This window comes from Bacillus cereus group sp. Sample62, from assembly GCF_036851315.1.
GTDB lineage: Bacteria > Bacillota > Bacilli > Bacillales > Bacillaceae_G > Bacillus_A > Bacillus_A wiedmannii.
Genome location: NZ_JAFLPK010000001.1, coordinates 2,665,368 through 2,686,378 on the forward strand (window position 1 = coordinate 2,665,368; position 21,011 = coordinate 2,686,378).

Here is a 21,011-nt window from a genome sequence, read left to right on the forward strand (position 1 = left end):
TATATATATCTACTTTCTAAATTGTAAATATGCACGAATCATAAAGTAACTCACTTCATTTGGAAGTTGTTCCTTAATTGATTTCAGACCACCCTCTGCATTTTGCACGGCAGTTTCAATCAGTGATTCATATTCTGCAGGAACAAAACTGTTCCAGTCTATTTCCATTCCATCTTCAAAAGAGCGAATTAAATGATTTTCAATTGTTTGTCTTGATAAGCCACGTTCTTTCGCAATTTCATCTAGATCAATGCCTTGTTTATACATTTCATACGTTTCTAAATGAGAATTTGCTGAAGCTTTCCCTGACTTTTTCCGCTCTGTCACTACTTCTGTTTTAACTGTTTCGGCATAGTTTGGATTATCCTTAATAAAGTGCTGAACTGCTTGTAAGAAGTGAGAGCCATACTTCACAAGTTTATGTTCGCCGATCCCTTTCACAGTTAAAAGTTCAGAGTCACTTTGCGGCATTTTTGCACACATATCTTTCAACGTTTGATCAGAGAAAATAACGAATGGAGGTACACCTTCTCCTTGCGCAATTTCTTTACGTACTTCGCGAAGCACTTCAAATAAAGGATGATCTTGAACAATTTGTCTTGTCTCTACTCGTTCTTTACGTAAAACATTCTCTTTACCTAATAATACATCTTTCCCTTTTTCCGTAACTTTTAATGTTGGATACGTACCATGTTCAACTGCAATTAACTCATCTGAAATTAGAAACTCAATAAATTCACTAACTTCTTTTACGCTACGATTTGATAGTAATCCGTATGTTGGTAACGTATGAAAATTAAATTCAATAACTTTCTTATTTTTAGATCCAGTTAAAACTTGTGCAATCATTTGTTTACCAAATCGTTGGTTCGTTCTAATCATGCAAGATAGAACCATTTGTGATTCTCTCGTCACATCGATACTTTCGCGGTCGTCCGTACAATTACCGCAACGTCCACAATCTTCTTTCGGTTCTTCTCCAAAGTATTGCAAAATAAATGATTGTAAACATTGTTCTGTATGACAGTAGTCAGTCATATTTTGCAGCTTTTCAAGTTCATTTGAAAAACGAGATTCTCCAGTCGATTGATCAATTAAAAAGCGCTGTACTTGCACATCCTGAGAAGAATATAACAATATACATGCACTATCTAATCCATCACGGCCTGCACGGCCTGCTTCTTGGTAATAACTTTCCATGTTTTTTGGTAGTTGATAATGGATAACGTAACGAATATTCGATTTATCAATCCCCATCCCGAACGCAGATGTCGCTACCATTACACTCACTTCATCACGTAAAAAGAGTTCCTGCTGCTCATTTCGATCGTTATCACTCATACCAGCATGGTATTTTGATACCGAAACGCCCGCTTTCATTAAATCTTCAAACAACTGATCAACTACTTTTCTAGTAGCTGCATATATAATCCCAGATTCCTTTTGATTTTGACGAATATAGTCCGCTAAATATGCATTACGATCTTGTCCTTTAATAACAGAAAATGATAAGTTCTCGCGCTCAAACGTTGTCATAATCGTATTTTCTTGATTAATTCCAAGCGTGTTGCAAATATCTTCACGAACTTGTGGTGTTGCCGTCGCAGTTAATGCTAGGACAAGCGGCTTTTCTGGAAGATAATCTAATATGCGATGTATATGTAAATAACTCGGACGGAAATCATGTCCCCACTGCGAAATACAGTGCGCCTCATCAATTGCAATCATCGGGATTTTCATATCGATAAGTTGGTCAACAAATTCCATTGAATCAAGACGCTCCGGCGCCACATAAAGTAACTTATAATGTCCTTGTTTTGCTAATTGAATTCGTTGATTCGCTTCCGCAATCGAAATAGAACTATTAATATAAGTAGCTGAAATACCGTTTTGTACTAATGTATCTACTTGGTCTTTCATAAGTGAAATCAATGGTGAAATAACTAATGTCGTTCCTTCGAATACTAATGCGGGAATTTGATAACAAATTGACTTACCACCACCTGTAGGCATAATACAGACAGTATCTTTCCCATCTAATACATTTTTAATTGTTTCATCTTGTCCTCTTCGGAATGACGAATAACCGAAATAAGACGCTAAAAGTTCTTGTGCTTTTGTAAACAAAAAAGAGTCACCTGCTTTTCTTTATCTTTCATCTACTCCTATTATATCATCTCTTATGCGTCATGAAAGTGATGAATACATAACTAACAGCCTGCTTTTTCATTATTTTATGCTTCTTTACGTTTTAGAGATTGATTAGCAACTATAACGAATTTCAAAATAAATACACATTTTATTAATTCTCCTTGAATACTACTAATCTTATACATATGAATTCAGGAGGTTGCTATATGAAGCACCGTGATATTAGGTTCATCAAACAGAAAACAGTACCGAACCAACTCCAATTCTCAAATAATGATGCGTGGAAATATGAATCATATTATAAGTACCAACCATTATTTTCTTATAGAAAGCTTTTTCATTTTCTTTCTCAACTTTTTAAACATTAATACACGTGCGAAATATATCATTCATAATAATTTTCTCAATATAAACCTTATAGACTTACTACAATACAGTTGTTAACATATGAGATATTCTGTTGGATAAACCCCTTAAGTTGACCTGCTTATTTGTGCAGGTCTTTTTTGATTTATATATATTTCAGTACACTTTTTGATGTGATTGTAAATCTTTTCTCCATTTTATAACCATACTCCACTTACACCAAATCGTGATAATAAAGAGATGTAAAATATAAATTCTAAACATCCAATGAAGTAAATCTTTTTTTCTCAATACACAAAACGAATTTCACTTGTTATTATAAAAGTACTCCAGATGAGTTTTTGCTCATCGACATTATCTAGTTAAAGGGATCTGCCGCGGGAAGCAGGTTCCTTTAACTTAATTAAGTATCTACTTTCATTTGGACACATTTACCAGGTTTTTTTAATAGAATTTTATGATAACATTACTTAGTCGAGTCCGACATCTCGGCAATACCCTTTTGAGGCTCTGCAACTTCCCTTGCAGAGCCTTGTTTATTATCATATTCATTTTATTTATATATACCACAATAAAATTCTTCATCTTTTTCCATATCAATTTCTGAAATTAATCTAGGACACGTAACTAAAAATAAATTCCCATCATACTTTGAGTTATACATGTTCAAAGGAGTGTTACCGTTTATGTATTCTTATTGGCAATCGTATTACTCCCCCTATCATAACCCTTATGTACACTTTGATACATCTGTACGTAATTACCGAATTAGTAAAAATGAAAACTTTTTAAAAGGTTATATGCGTTCTTTATGGGAACAACACGTCGCTTGGACGAGATTAGCTATTATAAGTATTGTCTTTAATTTACCAGACGTTAACGTTACAGTTGGGCGTCTTCTTCAAAATGCAACACATATGGGACTATCTCTTGAACCATTCTATGGTGAGGATGCTGTAAAAAAATATAGTGCACTAATTAAAGACCACTTAGTCATTGCAGCGGATCTAGTTAAAGCTGCAAAAGCTGGTGATCAAAATGCAGCTGCCGCTATAGAGAAAAAATGGTACGCTAATGGTGATGAAATTGTGGCGTTTCTTACTAGCATCAACCCATATATAGACAAAGAAGAATTTAGAAAAATGTTTTATGAACATTTAGCACTTACGAAAGCAGAAGCACTTGCCTTTCTAAATAAAGATTTTGAAGCAAGCGTAAAACTATACGATAAAATTGAAAAAGAAGCATTAGAAATGGCCGACATGATAACAAATGCAATCGTAAAACAATTCCCGCAAGTGTTTCAATAACAATAAGCCGATTTGAAAAACAAATCGGCTTATAATACTTTCTATCAATGAAATTTCACCTCTCCTCTTTACATTTAACGTATATCGATATATTTTATTAATATCCGTTTTTTATAGGAGGAAATAGTTTGATTAACGCCATTGGTCTCGTATTTATCCTCACAAATAAACACGAGAAAAAGAAGAAAGTTTATCTAAATGAAAAATTCGCATTAATAGACATTATTGATTCTAAAGAAGTAATTGATGATGAAGGGAAGTCACTAGTAGAACTAACATGTAAATACAGTATTTATTTAGATGAAAAATATTACTGTAAATCTCTCGATGATTATACTGGACAAGTATTTCCGTTCTTGAGCGCTAAAATAGGAAAAGGTCTTCTCAGAAACTTAAATTACTATTTCTCTTACGTTGATGCCTATGATAAAAAACCACCTGTTAAAGAAATTAGACCACTTATGAAACAAGTAACGAACAGATAGCGAAAAATACTAAAAAAGAAAGTATCTAACTTCGGATGCTTTCTTTTTTGAATCTAGAATAGAACTCGTTAAGTTCTATCCTTCTTCTAAAAGTATGTATCTAGGCATACTTTTAATTAAAAACAATGGAGGATTTAACTGAATGAAATACTCAGAAACGATTGTTAGTAAACGGCTTCGAACACTTAAAATATTTAGTATGTTTATTATGCTAGTTTTAATTGGATGGCTTGGATATACAAAATTACTTTATGAGAATGGATTTCTTCAAGAAAAGAAAAATTCTGTTGAAGTAATGAATACTAGCATTACAGGTGAAATTGAACAAAGTTTCCATGTGAATTTACAAGGTTACCGTAAAATAGACGTTGATACTATTATAGATGCAAGTAAAACCGATCCGAGCGAACTATCATTAATCGAGCTAATTAATACATCTTGTTCGCGAGATTGCATAAGTGAACCATTGACATATGTGGACGAAAACAATGGATATATCTTTTATAAGGAATCTACCGGAACTAATGTAGCTATCAAGATTAAAAAACAAGACACATGGGAAATTGTAAAAAAATCTGGTCAAGATGGAATATAACCTTAAAAAATTAAAGAGTACTTAGCGTACTCTTTTTTATTATTAATACCCTTCATGTTTACAATGACATTTCGGTTTCTCTTTACAATTGCATTTTTCACAATCACACTTCGGTTTCTCCTTGCAGCAACACTCGTCACAATTACATTTTGGTTTCTCTTTGCAACGACATTCGTGACAATCCCTGCATTTACATCCACATCTTCCAAACATTAAATCATCCCAAAATGAGCGCCTACAATTACAATGATTCCCCATGAATATGCATCCTCCTAAATAGAATTCATCATATTCTATGTTTAAAAGTAGAAAAAGGTTTGTTTACTAGTCTATGTTCTAGATTTATAAGTATAGTTATAAATGTTGTACTTTTCTATTAGTTGTACTTTATATATTTATAGGGACTACTATAAAGAAAAAAGCCCAATAGTTGGGCTTTAAATTCATATGTATTTTCTTTCTTCTCGCTCACAATATACGTATTGAAAAGCTCAAACAAATCGTTAACTATAATTCCTTCCCTTCCCCCACAGCCCCTTTCAACCTCTGCAACATATACCCAATTCCTTTACATCCTGCTAACGGATACGTAATAATTTCTTCTGCATATAATTGTGTCACTACTTTCTTATGCTTCTTGCCTGCAAGTAAAACTATTTCATCAAACTGATGTAAGTCTTTTTCAATCATCTGTTGTTTTAATTGTTCCACGCTAATAATCTCATCGCTTTTTGAATCAAATGCAAGATCATAGTTTTCTAAAACAATATCATTTGGTCTTAAAAATCCATGCTTCGCCGATAATATCACCCAATTCTCAAAAAACATAGTTGCATACACCTGACATGCTTTTCCGAACGGACTAATATATACTTCTTTTGCCTCCATCGATCCGTAATCTGGATACTTATCCCAAATTTTCTTTTTTCCGCATGGAATTATGCATAACCTTTTCATCGTTATTTCTTACCTCACTTCTAACTTTTTAAATTTAAAAATATAGAATTCCCTACTTCTTCATACTCAGCTTCTATATCTCCAATACCCACTACGTTCCAACCATTATTTGTTTCTATTGGCTTTTCATTCATTATAATATGAACTTGTTTCATATTTTTAAAATCTTCTTCAAAAGATGCTAAAACAGGTTGATTTATCATATATGTTTTATTATGTATACTTACACTTAAAAAAGTTTTATGTAACACTTTATTTTTGTTTAATTTTACATTCATCGGATTAAACGAATTTAATTTTATATCCCCTACTATATACAGATCATACCCTTCTTCAACATAAAATTGCTTAATATCCTTGTCTCTTTCGTTTTGAACAAAATGAAGGATTTGCTTCGTTTCTTTACTTATTGCAATTTCATTATTTAAACTTAAAACAACATTTATATTTTGTTTTAAAAAAGCATATAACGATTTATCACTATAAAAGAAGCTCTTTTTCCATTCAGGGAGGATTTCATCTAATAATAAACATAAAAGCATTCCTGAGCTATAGCAGCTCTTTCTAATGTTATAATTAGCATCATATGCATCTAAAATAAGTCCGCTATATTTTCGTAATGTTTCACTTTTAACATTTTTACATACTGCAATGTAAGTATTCATTTCAACATACCAAGCAGGCCCTTCTATACTTTCAACCATATACTCATATGTTATAAACTCTTCTCTCATAAATCTAGCTCTTTGCTCTCTTAGTTCAATAAATTGCTTAATATAATTACCTTTTTCAGCTTGTGACTTACAATGAACAGCATCATATAAACACTTTCGTTCTTTATTTCGCAATTCTATATTTTCTTCCATTATAGGATATTGAAATCCTAGAGATTCATTTGGAAATCTACTTCCTTTATTCGAATATTGATAGCAATGAAAAAGTTCATGCACCACCACTGCAAGTAGACTTTCATAATCTTTATGCCTATTCATATTCACGATGGCAGTTGGATAATCTTTTAATAAGATAAATGTATCAGCCTTAAATTGGTCATCTCGCTTTAAAACGGCATACTCACCATCATCTTTCAAATATAATGGATGATGAAATACATACACATGCTCATCATTATATAATGCAAATGCAGCCCTCTTAAAACCAGGCCATAGCCCATTCAATAATTCTATATTTACATCTTTCTTTATTCGATTTAATATATTGTTCATTATATGTAACACCCCTATATCATTCTACATACACCTATTCTATTCCACTTAATAACAACCCTTTTATTTACATAAATGTTAGAAAAACATATATCTTTTCTCAAACTATAATTTATTATATAAATATACATGTGATAATTTTATGAAAAGGGGGTGAACAAATGAAAAATATAATCCCTGCACTAGTACTCTATATTATCGTTTGCGTAATCGCTATGATTGCTCCAGCATCTGAAGGTTATAATCATGTTGGCTGGAAGTTGTTTGTTGGGCAAGCGTATGCTATACCTATTTTCCTCATTGCGGCTATTATTACATTTTATATAAACAAGAAAAAATCTACGAACAAGCAGTTATAAGGATAGCAAATGCTATCCTTATTTTATTCATTAATCAAATCCAAAATAACACTTGCAGTACTTTCTATCCTTTCTTCCGAAAAATCAAACGTGACACCTGTTTTTTCATATATTTCTTGTATGGATAAATTCCAATCTGCACTCGCACCTTCTTTAAAGAAAGCAATCGCTTTTTCTGGGTCTTCCCGGTAAATTTGAAACAATTGCATTGCTCCTATTTGAGCAATTGCATATTCAATTTTATAAAAAGGAAACTGAACAAAGTGAAATGACTCTAACCAACTCGAACCAATTTCATCTTTTAATCCAGCAATATTGACTGATGAATATTGATATCTTTTACATAGTTCAGCGTATTTCTTATCACGTTCTTCTGATGTATGGTTTGGATTTGAATAGAGCCAGTGCTGGAATACATCTCCTGCAACTGACGACATTAATAAAGACAAAGCACGGTATAATTGGACGCGCTGCACTTCTTTATATTCATCCTTTTTCTTATAAAAGATATCCAGCTTATCCGTTACTAGTAACTCAAGACTTAGGGAATAAAGTTCAGCCACCTCTTCACGAAGATATCTTTCCTGCATGCTACTATCATTGTTAAATTGTTTATAAAAATGAAATGCATGTCCCACTTCATGTATTAACGCGTTAATTGCATAAAATGATGGACTAAAATTAGAATACACAAAAACCTCTTTACTATGAGGCAAGGTAAAACAAGCGGCTCCTGGCGCTTTATTTTCACGTTCTTCTACGTCAATGAATCCCCCTTTTCTTATATGAATAAATTTCTCATAAAAATATAAATCTGTCTTCCGAAATATTTCTTCCACCCCATTCAATACATCAATGGCATTTTGAAACGGGATTTTTGGTAAATTACTTGGAGTAAGATCCCAAGGGCGATACGTTTTTACACCGAGATTCTTTTTAGAAAGAATCCCCAACTGTTCCCATATTGGTACAACATACTTTTCTATAGATTCATGAAGTTTATAACACTCTTCAATACTATAATCTCTATTTTTTTGTTTAAAAGCATATTCACTATAATTATTAAATCCTGCATGTAAAGCGATCTCATTCCGCAATTGTACGAGTTCATTCATAATACAATCTATTTCTATTTTCACTACACTTCTTGCTTCACATAAAGCATACCAAGCTTTTTCACGAATAACTCTATTGGGGTTATCTAACTTTGCTTTTATGTATGCATACGTCTTTAGCTCTCCTTCCCAATTAATAGATATGTTAGACATTATTTCTCTATACTGCGTTATAAGCTCTTGCTCTTTAATGGAAAGAGCAATGTTCTTTTCATTAAATGTTTTACTTTTCACCAATCTTGCTTTTTTCATAAATCCATATTTCTGCTCATCTAATAAATTTGAAAATGGACACTCTCTAAATTTCTGGTCAAATTTTGCATTGTATCTTTTTAAAAGTGGTTGAATTGTATTTTGATTATACATATGTAAATTACGTATATTTCTGTCATTTGTATCTCTATACATGGCGATTAAACTACTTGTTATCTCCTCTTCTATTTCAGCGTTTACACGCAATTCCTCCAAAAGCCAACGCTCTAATTCTGAAACAGAAGTAATATTTCGCTCTAAAAGTGACTGTAATTTACTTTCTAAATCATTAAGCATACACAATCCTCCCGTTTTTAATTTTCTGTTTTTTGGAGATAAAAAAGGACAAGTAGCCAATCTGACTACTTGTCCTTTTTTGTTAAACCATACCCAAGTATATTAAGCTTGGAATGCTTCTGTTAATACTGGTACGATTTGTTTTTTACGAGATACAACACCTTTTAAAGTCGCAGTGTTGTTTTCTAGAGATACGTTGTATGCTTTCTCAACAACGTTTGCTGCTTTACCGATCGCAAGACCGACAGAATCGTTAGTTAAGATATCAGTTACAACGAATAAGAATAGGTCTAAACCTTTTTCTTCAACTACTGCAGAGATAACTTTTTCAAGTTCCGCTTGGTGTACAAGAACGTCGTTTGTATCAACAGCGTTTACTTGTGCGATTTCAACTTTCGCATTACCCATTTGGAATTCTTTAGCATCAAGAGAGATTAATTGCTCCATTGTTTTTCCGCTTAAGTCAGCACCAGCTTTTAACATTTCTAAGCCGTAGCTATCAGCATCTACACCAGCGATTTCCGCTAATTCACGAGCTGCTGCTACGTCTTGCTCTGTGCAAGTTGGAGATTTGAATAGTAAAGAATCTGAAATGATTGCAGATAACATTAAACCTGCAACTTCTTTACGAATTGTAACGCCGTTTTCTTTGTACATTTTGTTTAAGATTGTAGCTGTACAACCAACTGGCTCACAACGGTAGTAAATAGGATCGCTTGTTTCAAAGTTAGCAATACGGTGATGGTCAATAACTTCTAACACACGAACAGATTCGATATCGTTAGCACTTTGTTGACGCTCGTTATGATCAACTAAAATAACGTTGTCCACTTCGCTTGCAACTGTCTCAACAAAACGCGGTCCTTCTACTTTAAAATGGTCTAACGCAAATTGAGTTTCACCGCTGATTTCGCCTAAACGTACAGGCTCAGCATTCATTCCTAATTCTTTTTTCAATTCTGCATAAGCAATTGCAGAACAAATTGCATCTGTATCTGGGTTTTTATGCCCGAAAACTAGTACTTTTTCCATGTTTTCCACCTCTTCATGAAAAGGATATCTTAAAGAAGCAAATATGACAATATTTAAAGCCCATTTTTTTATAAATAATTGTACTTTCTTCTATATTTTTCATCGTTTTTCGTAAAAAAGATCATCTAAAATGAATTAGATGATCGAAATGTATATTTTATTTAAAATAAGGTAGGAGCCTGCACTACATGATTTAGCGCGAAATTCGATGCCAAACCGTTATTTACAAGGTTAACATCTATAACTTGATAAAATGCATTCCCAGTATCTGCAATTTCCCAAACAGCTAAAATAAGGTGATATCCATTTCTATCAGTAGGTATATTTGCTTCATGTGTTACTGAAGTTCCTGGTCTAGTTCCTCCATCATTTTTCACATAGAACGGCACTAAATCTAAACTAGACCTTGTTAAAGGCATATTTGGATTCCAATCCTTCTTTGTAATGTAGTATTTCCATTCTTTCGTACTATGAGGAGCGGTTAGTTTCCACTTGAATGTATTCGTCCCACCGTTTAACGTAACTTTCTTCCACCTATCGACTGTTTGAACCTCTAAAGCAGGAAAATGGCCAGCTCCTGCGATTTGTCCATCAGAAGGTCCTAATTGCGGGAATCCACCTATTCCTTCTACACTTTGCGGCTCATATTGAATCGGTCCGCAATTTACATTTACCCCTTGCTTACATAAATAAGAACGGCTCGCTGGTGATTCTACATATCCATGAGCTGAAGCTTTTTCTGAAAAACCGAAAGTTAACAATCCCGTAAGTAATATACCACCACTTAATATAACTTTCTTCACCTTCTGTAAACCTTGCGTTCTCATCCCGTCATCCCCTTTCCCATAATAAAGCGAAAATAACTATAGTCGGCTAGTCATCTTCTCTACATCCATTATAAGTCGAAGAACATACCTAAAAGAACCCACTAAAAACTTTCTCAAATTCATTTAGTACATTAAATAAATTTTATTGATACATTCAAATAACACCGCTAGAGAAATATAGACGGTGTTAAATATACTCAATTAAACTATTCGTTTATAAATAAATTACGAAATTGGCAAAGTTAGTCTAGTTATCAAATAGCCCTCTCCCTCTCAGATTTGCGGAAACTGGCTCCTTTCCGATTTCACGTGCCCATATAGATAACTGGCCGATATGATGGATTTCGTGGACAATGACATGACGTATTAACTCTCCGTGTGTACATTCAATGACTCGGCGCCTAATTGGTGCGTCTCTTGAGCTAATCGGCTCTTCATTGAAGTCAGCTTTTGAAAGTTTCCGAGAATCCATTTCATTTGTCCAAGAGGTCACAAATGGCTTCACTTTCTCGTGGTACTGAGCTGAAAGATTTTTCACTTTTTGTAAGCTGGCATACTCTTCAAACAATGGCTCCTCAGGCACTGATTCACCACGCAACCCTAAGATCCACATATATTCCACATCTACAATATGAAATAGGGTATGTAGTATACTGCCGAATCCACCGACCCGTTTCTTTACCAGTTCTTCGGCCGACATGTCTTCGCACCATGTAAACCAATCATCACGAACTTGCCAGTTATATTGAAACAGTTTCAACATCACAGCAACCTCCATCTTTTAGATTAACATTTAATATTCACCAAAAGACTTCAAAATTCCTATGTGAACTACCACCCACTTAGTATCTCTTACTAGCTTACCCCGGAGTGGGGGCTTCTCGGTTCATCGTTACTTTTGATAGCTAACGAATTTGTCCTAGGACAGACAGCCGAGCTAACACGCTTGAGGAAGGAGACTTCTTTCGGATAATACGTTAAATAATAACTCTAAAAAACCTGTTATCCTCCTACAAACTAGCCCTTTAATTGAATGTTCCAGATGAAGTTACAAGGTTTTATCAAACATTGTTTTAAATTATCAATATTTTTTATAAATCAACGCACGAACATAATAACAAATGTGTTGTTTGAAATTATTTCCCTTTTTAAATAAAAAACTAAATCATTTTATAATAAATTACCGTTGCATCTAACTCACCATTCGGAGAAATTGCATACCCTGGTATTTTTCCGGATTCTTGATAGTCTAACAACTTATACAATCTATTCGAAGGATCTCCTTCTCTAGTATCTAGCACTAAAAGAGACCTTTTTTCTTGCTTTGCTCTTTCCTCTGCTTTTTGCATAAGCGAACGTCCAATGCCGTTACGTCTAAAGTTCGGGTGAGTCATTAACTTGCAAATTTCAGCTCTATGAATCCCATTAGGCTTTGTAACTAAATGTAATTGAATACTCCCTGCCACTTCATTATTTATTTTAGCGACATATAAGATCACTTCTGGTGCTAAGACTGTTTCCCAATACTTTACCGATTCTTTTTGTTCCAGTGGAGGTAAAAAGCCAATTGATGCCCCATCATCTACAACCGTTTTCAAAAGATTCGAAAGCTCCTCCACGCCATCTTTTATTTGCTTAATCTCTTCAATTACTAAATTTTGCATTACTAATCCCCCTTTTGTTTCATTGTACCAAGTTTTATAGAAGGAATAACAGATTACTAAAAGGAAATATATATTTAGATAAAACATACTTATAGAATGTATGGAAAGTGGAGGGATTAACCATTAGTAAAACAGGTTTTGACTTAATAAAACATGAGGACAACTTTGATCTTGGCTATGAAGATATCAAAGAGATATCTATGAGCTGTAAATTCTCTAACTGCACTCATACAAATGAACCACATTGCGCAATTAAAAAAGCTATTTCCGATGGATTTCTTACAGAAGAAATAATAAATAGTTACTATCGAGATAAGAATGAATTCGAATATGTATGTAAACAAAAGAACAAAACAAAAGCTATTGATTATATGAAACAATTGAAACTTTTTAGAAAATCTTAATACTAAATAAATAGTTGTTATTTCTCATTCCCACTAAATTTAAAATTCTTACTTTAATACATCACATACCAAATAATTTTTATACTCAAATTTAATCTCACGTAAAAGAACGTTTTAAACATAAAGTTTAAAACGTTCTTTTATATTCAATGCTTTTGATTTTTCAGTTCACTTAAACACTCTTGTACTAATGTTACTGCTTGACTCATTGCAGCTCCGCCAGCAAATGCTGCTGATACACCACATGCTTCCAGAATCTCTTTATCTGAACATCCTTGATCAAGACAACCTTTTGTATGATAAATGGTACAATATTCATCTTGCGTTGCTAGACTAATTCCTAATGCGATAAGTTGTTTTTCCCTTTTTGTTAAAGCGCCCTCTTGAAAACAAGCTTGCGTGAATGCATTATATGTTTCAGCAATTTCAGGAATTTGGTTTGTAAAACTACCAATTCCTTCTTTATAATGATGTAGAACATCATTTACTGAACTATGTTGTTCGTGTTCCATCTTATTATTACCCCCATTCAAATTATGTGTACCTATTGTAGTATGTGATGAAAAGAAGGCAATATACCTCGTTAAAAAGAAAGAATATTCAGTTTATTGTAGTTACAATTTCAGACTATCATCCACTACAGATTGTTCCTTATAGTTTTTCCTTTCAATCTCTTTACTTCTTTCTTCCCAAAACGTTAATCCTTCAATCCCAACATTTTTAGGATCAAATACTGGATCTTTCCCTTCTTTTTTCTGTGCTTCATAATCTTTTAACACTTTTAATGCGATTTTACTTAATAGTAGAATTGCAATTAAGTTTAACCATGCCATACTACCGATTCCTAAATCTCCAAGATTCCATAAAAGCGACGCTGATTCTACGCTACCGATGTAAACCATAATTAAAAAACCAATTTTTAAAACTGGTTTTAACCATCTAAGTTTAAGATCACGATCTAAATAAGTAAGCGTCGTTTCAGCGATATAGTAGTATGCGAGTAAAGTTGTAAATGCGAAAAAGAAGATTGCGATTGAAATGAATAATGGACCAAACCCTGTCATAACAGTTTCAACTGCTTGTTGTGTATAGATTGGACCTGCATCAACATTCCCTATATTCTTTACTATAGCGCTTTTCCCTTCAGGTATAACATTATACATACCTGTTATTAAAATCATAAGAGCTGTCGCTGTACATACAACAATTGTATCGATATATACAGAAAATGCTTGAACTAACCCTTGTTTTGCAGGATGGGATACTTCAGCAGCAGCGGAGCTATACGTCGCTTCTCCAACACCTGCAACATTTGAAAATACAGCGCGCTTTACGCCCCATGCAATTGCTGCACCGACGATTCCACCAAACATTTCATTTACACCAAAAGCACTAGAGAAAATTAAAGCGAACATACTTGGAATTTCTGTTACATTCGCAATTAATACGATACATGTAACAATTACATAACCAATTGCCATAAATGGAACAAGCATTTGCGAAACGCCCGCAATTCTCTTTACGCCACCAAAAATGATTGATGCTAATAATATAACTAATAATATTCCAGTTATATATTTGCTAATGCCATTAGAGTTTTCAAATCCAACTGCGATACTACTAGACTGAATACCTGGTAATAAAACGCCATATGAAAGTGTTACAACAACCGCTACAATGACTGCAAACCATTTCATTTTCAAGCCTTTTTCAATGAAATATGGTGTACCGCCCCGGTATTCATTTCCAACTTTACTTTTATACACTTGAGATAATGTTGATTCAACAAATGCACTCGCTGCTCCTAAAAGAGCCATTACCCACATCCAAAACACAGCTCCTGGTCCGCCAAAAGCGATAGCAGTCGCGACCCCTGCGATATTACCTATTCCAACCCTACCTGATAAGGCTAAACAAAATGCTTGAAAGGATGAAATTCCCGTCTCCGAGCTCTTCCCTTCAAATAATAGTTTAATCATCTCTTTAAAATAACGAATTTGCAGAAAACGAGTGGCAATTGTAAAATACACACCTGCCCCTAATGCAAAAACAACTAGCCCAATACTCCATACTTGCCCTACTAACCACTCTACTAATTGCTCCATCCAAATCCCCCTTATCATTCTTTTAAAAGCTATTTTATATATAAGAAAACGGACAACTATTTTTAACACTTACAGTTGTCCGTATCGCTCATTATTTCATCCCTCTATTTATTAACAGTTAGATTCTCTATTACTTTATATTTACCCAAACGCTTTTCACTTCTGTATAGTTATCAAGCGCATATGAACCTAACTCACGACCGATACCAGATTGTTTAAAGCCACCAAATGGTGCAGCTGCATTTTCTAAATTATAATCATTAATCCATACTGTTCCTGCCTTTAATTTATTAGCAACTTGATGTCCTGTTTTAATATTTTGTGTCCATACGCCCGCAGCGAGTCCGTATGAAGAGCGATTTGCTCTTTCTATGACCTCTTCTGTTGAATCAAACGAAAGTACAACGACAACTGGTCCAAAAATCTCTTCTTTCACAATTGTCATATCATCAGTAACATTTGTGAATACTGTTGGCTGTACAAAATAACCTTTTTCAAATGCACGTTCACCACCAGCAGCAACAGTAGCGCCTTCAGCTTTTCCTTGTTCAATGTAATGTAGCACACGCTCTTGTTGTTTTTTAGATACGAGCGGTCCCATTTCTGTTTCCTTCTCCATACCTGCTCCAAGTTTCACGTTATTCGCCATTTCTACTAGTTCATTTACGACTGTTTCGTAATGTTTTCGGTGAACGAACACGCGAGAACCGGCACTACAATTTTGGCCGTGATTATACATAATGCCTTGGAATGCACCGTTAATCGCTTCTTCTAAATCAGCGTCTTCTAAAATGATATTTGGTGATTTACCACCAAGTTCTAACGTTACATGTTTAATTGTTTCTGCAGATTGACGCATAATATATTTCCCTGTAACTGTTGAACCTGTGAAGGCTACTTTATCAATATCATGATGGTTTACGATTGCAGCTCCTGCTTCAGGGCCAAAACCTGGAACAAAGTTTACAACACCGTTTGGAAAACCTGCTTCTTTAAAGAGCTTGGCTGTATATAATAACGATAAAGGCGTTTGCTCTGCTGGTTTTAATACGATCGTACATCCTGTTGCTAGTGCAGCTCCCATTTTCCAAGAAGACATAACGAGCGGAAAATTCCATGGGATAATTTGACCTACAACGCCAACAGGTTCATGGCGTGTGTAATTTAAGTAATCTTTTGAAATCGGAATCGTTTGCCCGATAATTTTTGTAGCCCATCCCGCATAATAGCGATAATTTTCTACAGTCGCTGCAATATCATCATCCAGTGCTACTTGATATGGCTTCCCATTATCTAAAGCTTCTAACTGCGCTAATTCTTCTCCATGCTCTTCAATTAAGTCTGCTAATTTATAAATAAGGTGCGCTCTTTCAGCAGTAGTCATCTCTGCCCAAGGTCCTGATTCAAATGCAGATTTTGCCGCTTTTACTGCGACATCAATATCCTCTTCTTGCGCTTCACATACGACAGCTAGAACATCTTCTGTTGCTGGATTGTATGTTTCAAATGTCTTCCCGCTAATGGAAGGTACAAATTCACCATTAATAAACATTTTAATTTCTTCATTTAAAAACGCTTTCACTTTTGGTCTCAACTCAATATTTGTCGTTAACATATATGTTTTCCTCCTTATTTAAACAGCTGCATGAGCTGCAATTTTTGAAATAATCATTTGTAGTTTTTGATCTTCTTCTTCAGTTAATCCGAGTCTCGGATAACGAGAAGGTCCCCCAGCTTGCTCGTGTAATTCCATTGAGCGTTTAACAATTTGTACATATTTTCCTGATCCTTCAAGGAACTCGCAAAGAGGTAAAATAGCATCGTTTATTTCCCAAGCTTTTTCTAATTCACCATTTTGGAAATGCTCATACATTTTCGTAACAAGTCCCGGTACGATATTTCCTGCTACTGAAACCCATCCCGTTGCACCTACTAAATAAGATTCCATAACTAAATCTTCAGATCCACAGAAGACTTGAAAAGCACCTTCGCCTCGGCGTACTAAATCTCTTGCTTTACGAATATCTCCGCTAGATTCTTTAATATGTGTAACATTTTCACATTCTTTTCCAATACGTAGCATGAGCTCTGTACTCATATCAACACCAGATGTAAATGGATTATTGTATAACATAATTGGTATATTTACAGCGTTTGAGATTTCTTTAAAATGAAAATAAATTTCCTCTTCTTTCGGCTTACAATAGTACGAGTTAATAATTAATGCGCAATCCGCTCCGTGTGCTTCTGCATGTTTCGTATATTCAATCGTTTCTTTCGTCGTCTCCGCAGCAGTTCCCACAATAACTGGAATACGGCCATCAACTTCTTTTAATACTGTTTCTACCATTTTAAATCGTTCTTCTTTTGATAAACTAACAAACTCTCCTGTACTTCCATTAATAATAATGCCAGCTACCTTTTGATCGATAAAATAGTTTACGTTTTGTTTTACACCGTTCCAATTAATTTCTTGAAACTCATCCATCGGTGTGATTAATACTGGAAATGCCCCTTTAATGTTTTTCATATTTATCTCTCCCTTTAACTATTTTATTTTAATAAAAACCCTGTCGGAAAAGGATCTGTAGAGTCTAATAGAAACGTCTGCATTCCTGTAATAAACCCTCTACTTTCAAAGCGAAAAATGTATCCTTGTTCTTCTTTCTTCACTTGTTCCACTGTTATAAAGCTATTAAAAATACTTTCATTTTTAAAAGGTTTATCCGCTATATAATCATTTTTAAATAATGTATGAACATAAGATACAATAGTAGAAACAAAACCAGGCGAACGTACTATAAAGTTATCTTCATGAAATGTAATCGACTTTATATGGTTCTTTTCTGCTTGCATAGATTCTACTAAAATAAGTCTTTTTATTAATGACTGTTTTTGTATAGCTTGAAGTGTAACTTCACCCCATTTTTTTAATTTAGAGATATTTTCAATACTGATTTCTGGTGAATATGCATCCTTTTCTACAACTGCATATACTTTATCTGCCTGTATGAGAGAGTAACTTATATTACCCACTTGCAAATTTTTCTCAATCATATAACATAGTTTACTTTCAAACGAAACAGATACAACTTCATCATTCTCTACATACGCATGGATTGAAAATATACCAGATAGCGTTTCGATTTTGTATTGGTTCGTCTCTCTCTTTTTTAAATACCCGCTTTCTAGTAACATCGTTATTACTGCCACAATGCCTCCATAATGAAGCGGAATGGATCCTTCATGATTAAAAAATAATACAGCTGCATCGACTTCCATATGAATAGAAGGAACAACAATACATCCATTTAATCCGATAAAACCACGTGGCTCATTTAATAAAAGCTTCATTTCTTCTGCTAATTCACCTGAAAATTGTTCGTTTAATTGCTCTAAACTGTAGTAGTATTTGCATGGTACATCTTTCATTACACGAAATGCTTCACCATTTACATGTACGTCTACTGCTGTATACATTTTTTGAATGTTCATTTTACATCCTCCGTTTCATGTTCCATCGGCGGAATTAGCAAAAAGCCTTCTTTCAGTGGGTCCTTTTCATTATAAAAAAATCTATGCATCCCCATAAGCCAAGCTGAACCTGCAATTTTCGTTACGACAGCTTCAATATTTTCTACAGATGTTGTATTTATAACGCACCCTTTAAATAAAGAGCCCACGATACTCTCATGAATAAACTCTTCATCCACTTTAATTTTTTGATTTGCGTATAATACAGCTAACTTCGCTGATGTTCCTGTACCACATGGAGAACGATCAATTCCTCCTGGCGGAACGACAACTGTATTTTTCACATGAGCACTTTCATGAGTAGGATCTGTATAAAATTCAATATGTGTTAACCCTCTAATAAACGAATACTGCGGATGTATGATTTCAAATTCCTCATTAATGATATTTCTAATATGAATTGCCTTATCGATAATTGTAGATGCGTTTTCTGGTACTAATTCTAAACCTACTGACTTCGCATCGATAATGGCATAAAAATTTCCTCCATACGCAATATCTGCTTCTACAGTTCCAATTCCTTCGACTTGTACAGTAATATGTTTCAGTAAAAAAGCTGGTATGTTACAGAAAGAGACTTCTTTCGCTTTTCCATCTTGAACAAAGATATCCACTTCAACTAAGCCGGCTGGCGTGTCTAACTTTAACGAAGTAATCGGTTCCACTACCGGAATTAAACCTGATTCAATTAAAGCTGTACATACACCAATTGTATCGTGACCACACATCGGTAAATATCCACCTGTTTCTATGTAAATAACACCAATATCTGCTTCAGGATGACATGGATCTGTTAATAATGCTCCTGACATTACATCATGACCACGTGGTTCATTCATTAACAATTTGCGAATCCAGTCATACTCTTTTTTCATATGTAACATCTTCTCTGCCATCGTCTCTCCAATTAACTTAGGAAGTCCACTAATCAATGTTCTCGTTGGATTCCCACCCGTATGTGTATCAATCGTCGTAAAGACTCTTTGTGACCTCATCCGTTTAACACCCTTTCTGTAAAACGACTCAAACGAAGTGGTTCAATAGGAATAATTGTTTCTTTTTCATTTAATAATTCTTCAATCACTTTCCCAGTAACAGCTGCAAGGCTAATGCCATCTCCTTCATGCCCTGCTGCTATAAAGTAATTCGGGATATGTTCCACACGTGAAATGATCGGCAAATGGTCTTCTGTCCACGGGCGTAATCCAGCATATGAACGAATCACCATCATATCTGCCATTTTCGGATAAAAGCGAATTGCTCTGTTCGCAATACATTTAATAACCTCGTTATTTATCCTCGTATGCATCCCTACAAACTCTCTACTACTACCAATTAAAAAATTTTGACTTTCTGTCGGCTCAAATACAAGAGCTACCCCATATTTTTCAGTTAAAGCATCCACTTTTCGTTTTCCGCCAAATTTAGAAATTAAATAACCAAATTCCATTACTTTACGACAGCCAACGTGTTGTTGCCTTGAAGCTACAATAATATGCCCTTTTCTCGGTTCAATTGGGACATTTACATCCAACATTTGTCCGATTTTTGGAGCCCATACACCGGCTGCGTTCACCACTTGCTTCGCAGTAAACGTCCCATTTGTCGTTTCTACAATAAAAGAACCGTCTATATCCCTTTTCATTTCTTTTACTTCCGTATGATTAAAAGCTTTCGTACCAAATTTCTTTGATTCTGCAAGAAGTGAAAAAGCAAGAAGATATGGATTTACAGTTGAATCCGTTGCGCATTCTAACCCGCCTAATAAATCATCTGCAAAAAATGGCGATTCTTCTCGTATATCGTGTCTATCAAGCATTCGAAACGGTAATCCAGCTTCCTTTTGACGATTCACCCATTGCTGTGCAGCTTCCATTTCTTCGTCTGACTCACATACGAGAATGCTTCCTGGCGCTCTATATTCAAATGAGTGCTCCAGCTCTTCACTTAATTCTGTTACTAATTTTTGACTAACTAAAGACATTTGACTATCAAAGCCTGGATCTTTATCAATAGCCAAAATATTCCCGTCACACCGTGAAGACGTTCCACTGACAAATTCTCCTTTTTCAATGATTGTTACGTCTCTTCCGTATTTTGAAGTGTAATAAGCGATAGAACAACCTATAATTCCACCACCTATTATTAAAACGTCACAGTGCCTCACGTAGCACCCCTCCCTTCTTTTTATTCCCTCACTTTCTTTTATGCAATTGACATGCCAATTCTACTTACATACACTTTTTACAATAAATATTTTTATTTGTAAAAATATTTTAAATTTATCGTAAATAGGTGTATTATTTTTTTATCACTGTCAAAATTTTTATAC

21 protein-coding genes are annotated in these 21,011 nt (G+C 34.4%); 5 read left to right on the forward strand and 16 right to left on the reverse strand.

Annotation, left to right across the window (positions count from 1 at the left end; all coding sequences use genetic code 11):
- Positions 1-9 precede the first annotated feature (9 nt).
- Positions 10-2,127 carry a DNA helicase RecQ gene (gene recQ, locus J0835_RS13500; RefSeq protein ID WP_087980674.1) on the reverse strand — a complete coding sequence of 706 codons (2,118 nt, stop codon included), beginning with the start codon at positions 2,125-2,127 and terminating at the stop codon, positions 10-12.
- 1,076 nt (positions 2,128-3,203) lie between these two features.
- On the opposite strand from recQ, the gene J0835_RS13505 reads away from it, so the two are divergent.
- The 3 genes from J0835_RS13505 (at position 3,204) to J0835_RS13515 (ending at position 4,907) form a co-directional block, all read left to right on the forward strand.
- Positions 3,204-3,827, forward strand: coding sequence for an acetylglutamate kinase (locus tag J0835_RS13505; RefSeq protein WP_140386778.1), 624 nt, complete (start codon positions 3,204-3,206; stop codon positions 3,825-3,827).
- A 128-nt stretch (positions 3,828-3,955) separates the two neighbouring features.
- The gene (locus J0835_RS13510; RefSeq protein WP_087980677.1) at positions 3,956-4,312 is read left to right on the forward strand and encodes a cytoplasmic protein; all 357 of its coding nucleotides are present in this window, start codon (positions 3,956-3,958) and stop codon (positions 4,310-4,312) included.
- 142 nt (positions 4,313-4,454) lie between these two features.
- Positions 4,455-4,907, forward strand: coding sequence for a hypothetical protein (locus J0835_RS13515; protein WP_087980678.1), 453 nt, complete (start codon positions 4,455-4,457; stop codon positions 4,905-4,907).
- 2 nt (positions 4,908-4,909) lie between these two features.
- Here the strand turns inward: J0835_RS13515 and J0835_RS13520 are convergent, their stop codons facing one another.
- The 3 genes from J0835_RS13520 to J0835_RS13530 all read right to left on the reverse strand — a co-directional run bounded on the left by J0835_RS13520 (position 4,910) and on the right by J0835_RS13530 (position 7,090).
- Positions 4,910-5,107 (reverse strand): hypothetical protein, encoded by a 198-nt coding sequence (locus tag J0835_RS13520; RefSeq protein WP_395940791.1) that lies wholly within the window; start codon positions 5,105-5,107, stop codon positions 4,910-4,912.
- A 307-nt stretch (positions 5,108-5,414) separates the two neighbouring features.
- Positions 5,415-5,864: a DUF6884 domain-containing protein gene (locus tag J0835_RS13525; protein WP_087980679.1), complete on the reverse strand. Its 450-nt coding sequence runs from the start codon at positions 5,862-5,864 to the stop codon at positions 5,415-5,417.
- A gap of 20 nt (positions 5,865-5,884) precedes the next feature.
- Positions 5,885-7,090: a peptide ABC transporter permease gene (locus J0835_RS13530; RefSeq protein WP_087980680.1), complete on the reverse strand. Its 1,206-nt coding sequence runs from the start codon at positions 7,088-7,090 to the stop codon at positions 5,885-5,887.
- A gap of 161 nt (positions 7,091-7,251) precedes the next feature.
- Between J0835_RS13530 and J0835_RS13535 the strand changes: the two genes are divergently transcribed.
- Positions 7,252-7,449, forward strand: coding sequence for a DUF4017 family protein (locus tag J0835_RS13535; protein ID WP_087980681.1), 198 nt, complete (start codon positions 7,252-7,254; stop codon positions 7,447-7,449).
- A gap of 23 nt (positions 7,450-7,472) precedes the next feature.
- On the opposite strand, the gene J0835_RS13540 is transcribed toward J0835_RS13535, so the two are convergent.
- The 5 genes from J0835_RS13540 to J0835_RS13560 form a co-directional block, all read right to left on the reverse strand.
- Positions 7,473-9,113, reverse strand: coding sequence for a M3 family oligoendopeptidase (locus J0835_RS13540; protein ID WP_087980682.1), 1,641 nt, complete (start codon positions 9,111-9,113; stop codon positions 7,473-7,475).
- Positions 9,114-9,215: 102 nt separating this feature from the next.
- A complete protein-coding gene (ppaC, locus tag J0835_RS13545; RefSeq protein ID WP_000416841.1) occupies positions 9,216-10,145 on the reverse strand; it encodes a manganese-dependent inorganic pyrophosphatase in 930 nt (309 codons plus the stop codon).
- A gap of 161 nt (positions 10,146-10,306) precedes the next feature.
- Positions 10,307-10,972, reverse strand: coding sequence for a lytic polysaccharide monooxygenase (locus tag J0835_RS13550; RefSeq protein WP_087980683.1), 666 nt, complete (start codon positions 10,970-10,972; stop codon positions 10,307-10,309).
- A 247-nt stretch (positions 10,973-11,219) separates the two neighbouring features.
- Positions 11,220-11,735 carry a DinB family protein gene (locus J0835_RS13555; RefSeq protein ID WP_087980684.1) on the reverse strand — a complete coding sequence of 172 codons (516 nt, stop codon included), beginning with the start codon at positions 11,733-11,735 and terminating at the stop codon, positions 11,220-11,222.
- Between the two features lie 397 nt (positions 11,736-12,132).
- A complete protein-coding gene (locus J0835_RS13560; RefSeq protein ID WP_087980685.1) occupies positions 12,133-12,636 on the reverse strand; it encodes a GNAT family N-acetyltransferase in 504 nt (167 codons plus the stop codon).
- Positions 12,637-12,743: 107 nt separating this feature from the next.
- Here J0835_RS13560 and J0835_RS13565 point away from each other — a divergent pair, with 107 nt between their 5' ends.
- The gene (locus tag J0835_RS13565; RefSeq protein WP_087980686.1) at positions 12,744-13,040 is read left to right on the forward strand and encodes a hypothetical protein; all 297 of its coding nucleotides are present in this window, start codon (positions 12,744-12,746) and stop codon (positions 13,038-13,040) included.
- Between the two features lie 146 nt (positions 13,041-13,186).
- Here J0835_RS13565 and J0835_RS13570 read toward each other — a convergent pair whose 3' ends face one another.
- The 7 genes from J0835_RS13570 to J0835_RS13600 form a co-directional block, all read right to left on the reverse strand.
- Positions 13,187-13,552, reverse strand: a complete 366-nt coding sequence (locus J0835_RS13570) for a carboxymuconolactone decarboxylase family protein (RefSeq protein ID WP_016087526.1) — start codon at positions 13,550-13,552, stop codon at positions 13,187-13,189.
- A 102-nt stretch (positions 13,553-13,654) separates the two neighbouring features.
- Positions 13,655-15,145, reverse strand: a complete 1,491-nt coding sequence (locus J0835_RS13575) for an alanine/glycine:cation symporter family protein (RefSeq protein WP_087980687.1) — start codon at positions 15,143-15,145, stop codon at positions 13,655-13,657.
- Positions 15,146-15,275: 130 nt separating this feature from the next.
- A complete protein-coding gene (locus tag J0835_RS13580) occupies positions 15,276-16,760 on the reverse strand; it encodes an aldehyde dehydrogenase family protein (protein WP_087980688.1) in 1,485 nt (494 codons plus the stop codon).
- 18 nt (positions 16,761-16,778) lie between these two features.
- The gene (gene dapA / locus J0835_RS13585; protein WP_087980689.1) at positions 16,779-17,675 is read right to left on the reverse strand and encodes a 4-hydroxy-tetrahydrodipicolinate synthase; all 897 of its coding nucleotides are present in this window, start codon (positions 17,673-17,675) and stop codon (positions 16,779-16,781) included.
- Positions 17,676-17,698: 23 nt separating this feature from the next.
- The gene (locus J0835_RS13590; protein ID WP_087980690.1) at positions 17,699-18,640 is read right to left on the reverse strand and encodes a proline racemase family protein; all 942 of its coding nucleotides are present in this window, start codon (positions 18,638-18,640) and stop codon (positions 17,699-17,701) included.
- On the reverse strand, positions 18,637-19,674 hold the full coding sequence (locus J0835_RS13595) for a proline racemase family protein (protein ID WP_087980691.1): 1,038 nt from the start codon (positions 19,672-19,674) through the stop codon (positions 18,637-18,639). Before J0835_RS13595 ends, J0835_RS13590 begins: the two co-directional genes overlap by 4 nt.
- Complete coding sequence (locus J0835_RS13600; protein WP_087980692.1) at positions 19,671-20,846, reverse strand: NAD(P)/FAD-dependent oxidoreductase; 1,176 nt, start codon at positions 20,844-20,846, stop codon at positions 19,671-19,673. The genes J0835_RS13595 and J0835_RS13600 overlap by 4 nt, the downstream gene beginning before the upstream one ends.
- Positions 20,847-21,011 lie beyond the last annotated feature (165 nt).

Excerpts from the sequence above, each read along its gene's own strand:
- J0835_RS13535 (WP_087980681.1), top strand. The coding sequence starts at position 7,252 with ATGAAAAATATAATCCCTGCACTAGTACTCTATATTATCGTTTGCGTA.
- dapA (WP_087980689.1), bottom strand. The coding sequence starts at position 17,675 with ATGAAAAACATTAAAGGGGCATTTCCAGTATTAATCACACCGATGGAT.
- J0835_RS13550 (WP_087980683.1), bottom strand. The coding sequence starts at position 10,972 with ATGAGAACGCAAGGTTTACAGAAGGTGAAGAAAGTTATATTAAGTGGT.
- ppaC (WP_000416841.1), bottom strand. The coding sequence starts at position 10,145 with ATGGAAAAAGTACTAGTTTTCGGGCATAAAAACCCAGATACAGATGCA.
- J0835_RS13595 (WP_087980691.1), bottom strand. The coding sequence starts at position 19,674 with ATGAGGTCACAAAGAGTCTTTACGACGATTGATACACATACGGGTGGG.
- J0835_RS13590 (WP_087980690.1), bottom strand. The coding sequence starts at position 18,640 with ATGAACATTCAAAAAATGTATACAGCAGTAGACGTACATGTAAATGGT.
- J0835_RS13560 (WP_087980685.1), bottom strand. The coding sequence starts at position 12,636 with ATGCAAAATTTAGTAATTGAAGAGATTAAGCAAATAAAAGATGGCGTG.
- J0835_RS13580 (WP_087980688.1), bottom strand. The coding sequence starts at position 16,760 with ATGTTAACGACAAATATTGAGTTGAGACCAAAAGTGAAAGCGTTTTTA.
- J0835_RS13505 (WP_140386778.1), top strand. The coding sequence starts at position 3,204 with ATGTATTCTTATTGGCAATCGTATTACTCCCCCTATCATAACCCTTAT.
- J0835_RS13540 (WP_087980682.1), bottom strand. The coding sequence starts at position 9,113 with ATGCTTAATGATTTAGAAAGTAAATTACAGTCACTTTTAGAGCGAAAT.
- J0835_RS13575 (WP_087980687.1), bottom strand. The coding sequence starts at position 15,145 with ATGGAGCAATTAGTAGAGTGGTTAGTAGGGCAAGTATGGAGTATTGGG.
- J0835_RS13530 (WP_087980680.1), bottom strand. The coding sequence starts at position 7,090 with ATGAACAATATATTAAATCGAATAAAGAAAGATGTAAATATAGAATTA.
- J0835_RS13555 (WP_087980684.1), bottom strand. The coding sequence starts at position 11,735 with ATGTTGAAACTGTTTCAATATAACTGGCAAGTTCGTGATGATTGGTTT.
- J0835_RS13570 (WP_016087526.1), bottom strand. The coding sequence starts at position 13,552 with ATGGAACACGAACAACATAGTTCAGTAAATGATGTTCTACATCATTAT.
- J0835_RS13525 (WP_087980679.1), bottom strand. The coding sequence starts at position 5,864 with ATGAAAAGGTTATGCATAATTCCATGCGGAAAAAAGAAAATTTGGGAT.
- J0835_RS13515 (WP_087980678.1), top strand. The coding sequence starts at position 4,455 with ATGAAATACTCAGAAACGATTGTTAGTAAACGGCTTCGAACACTTAAA.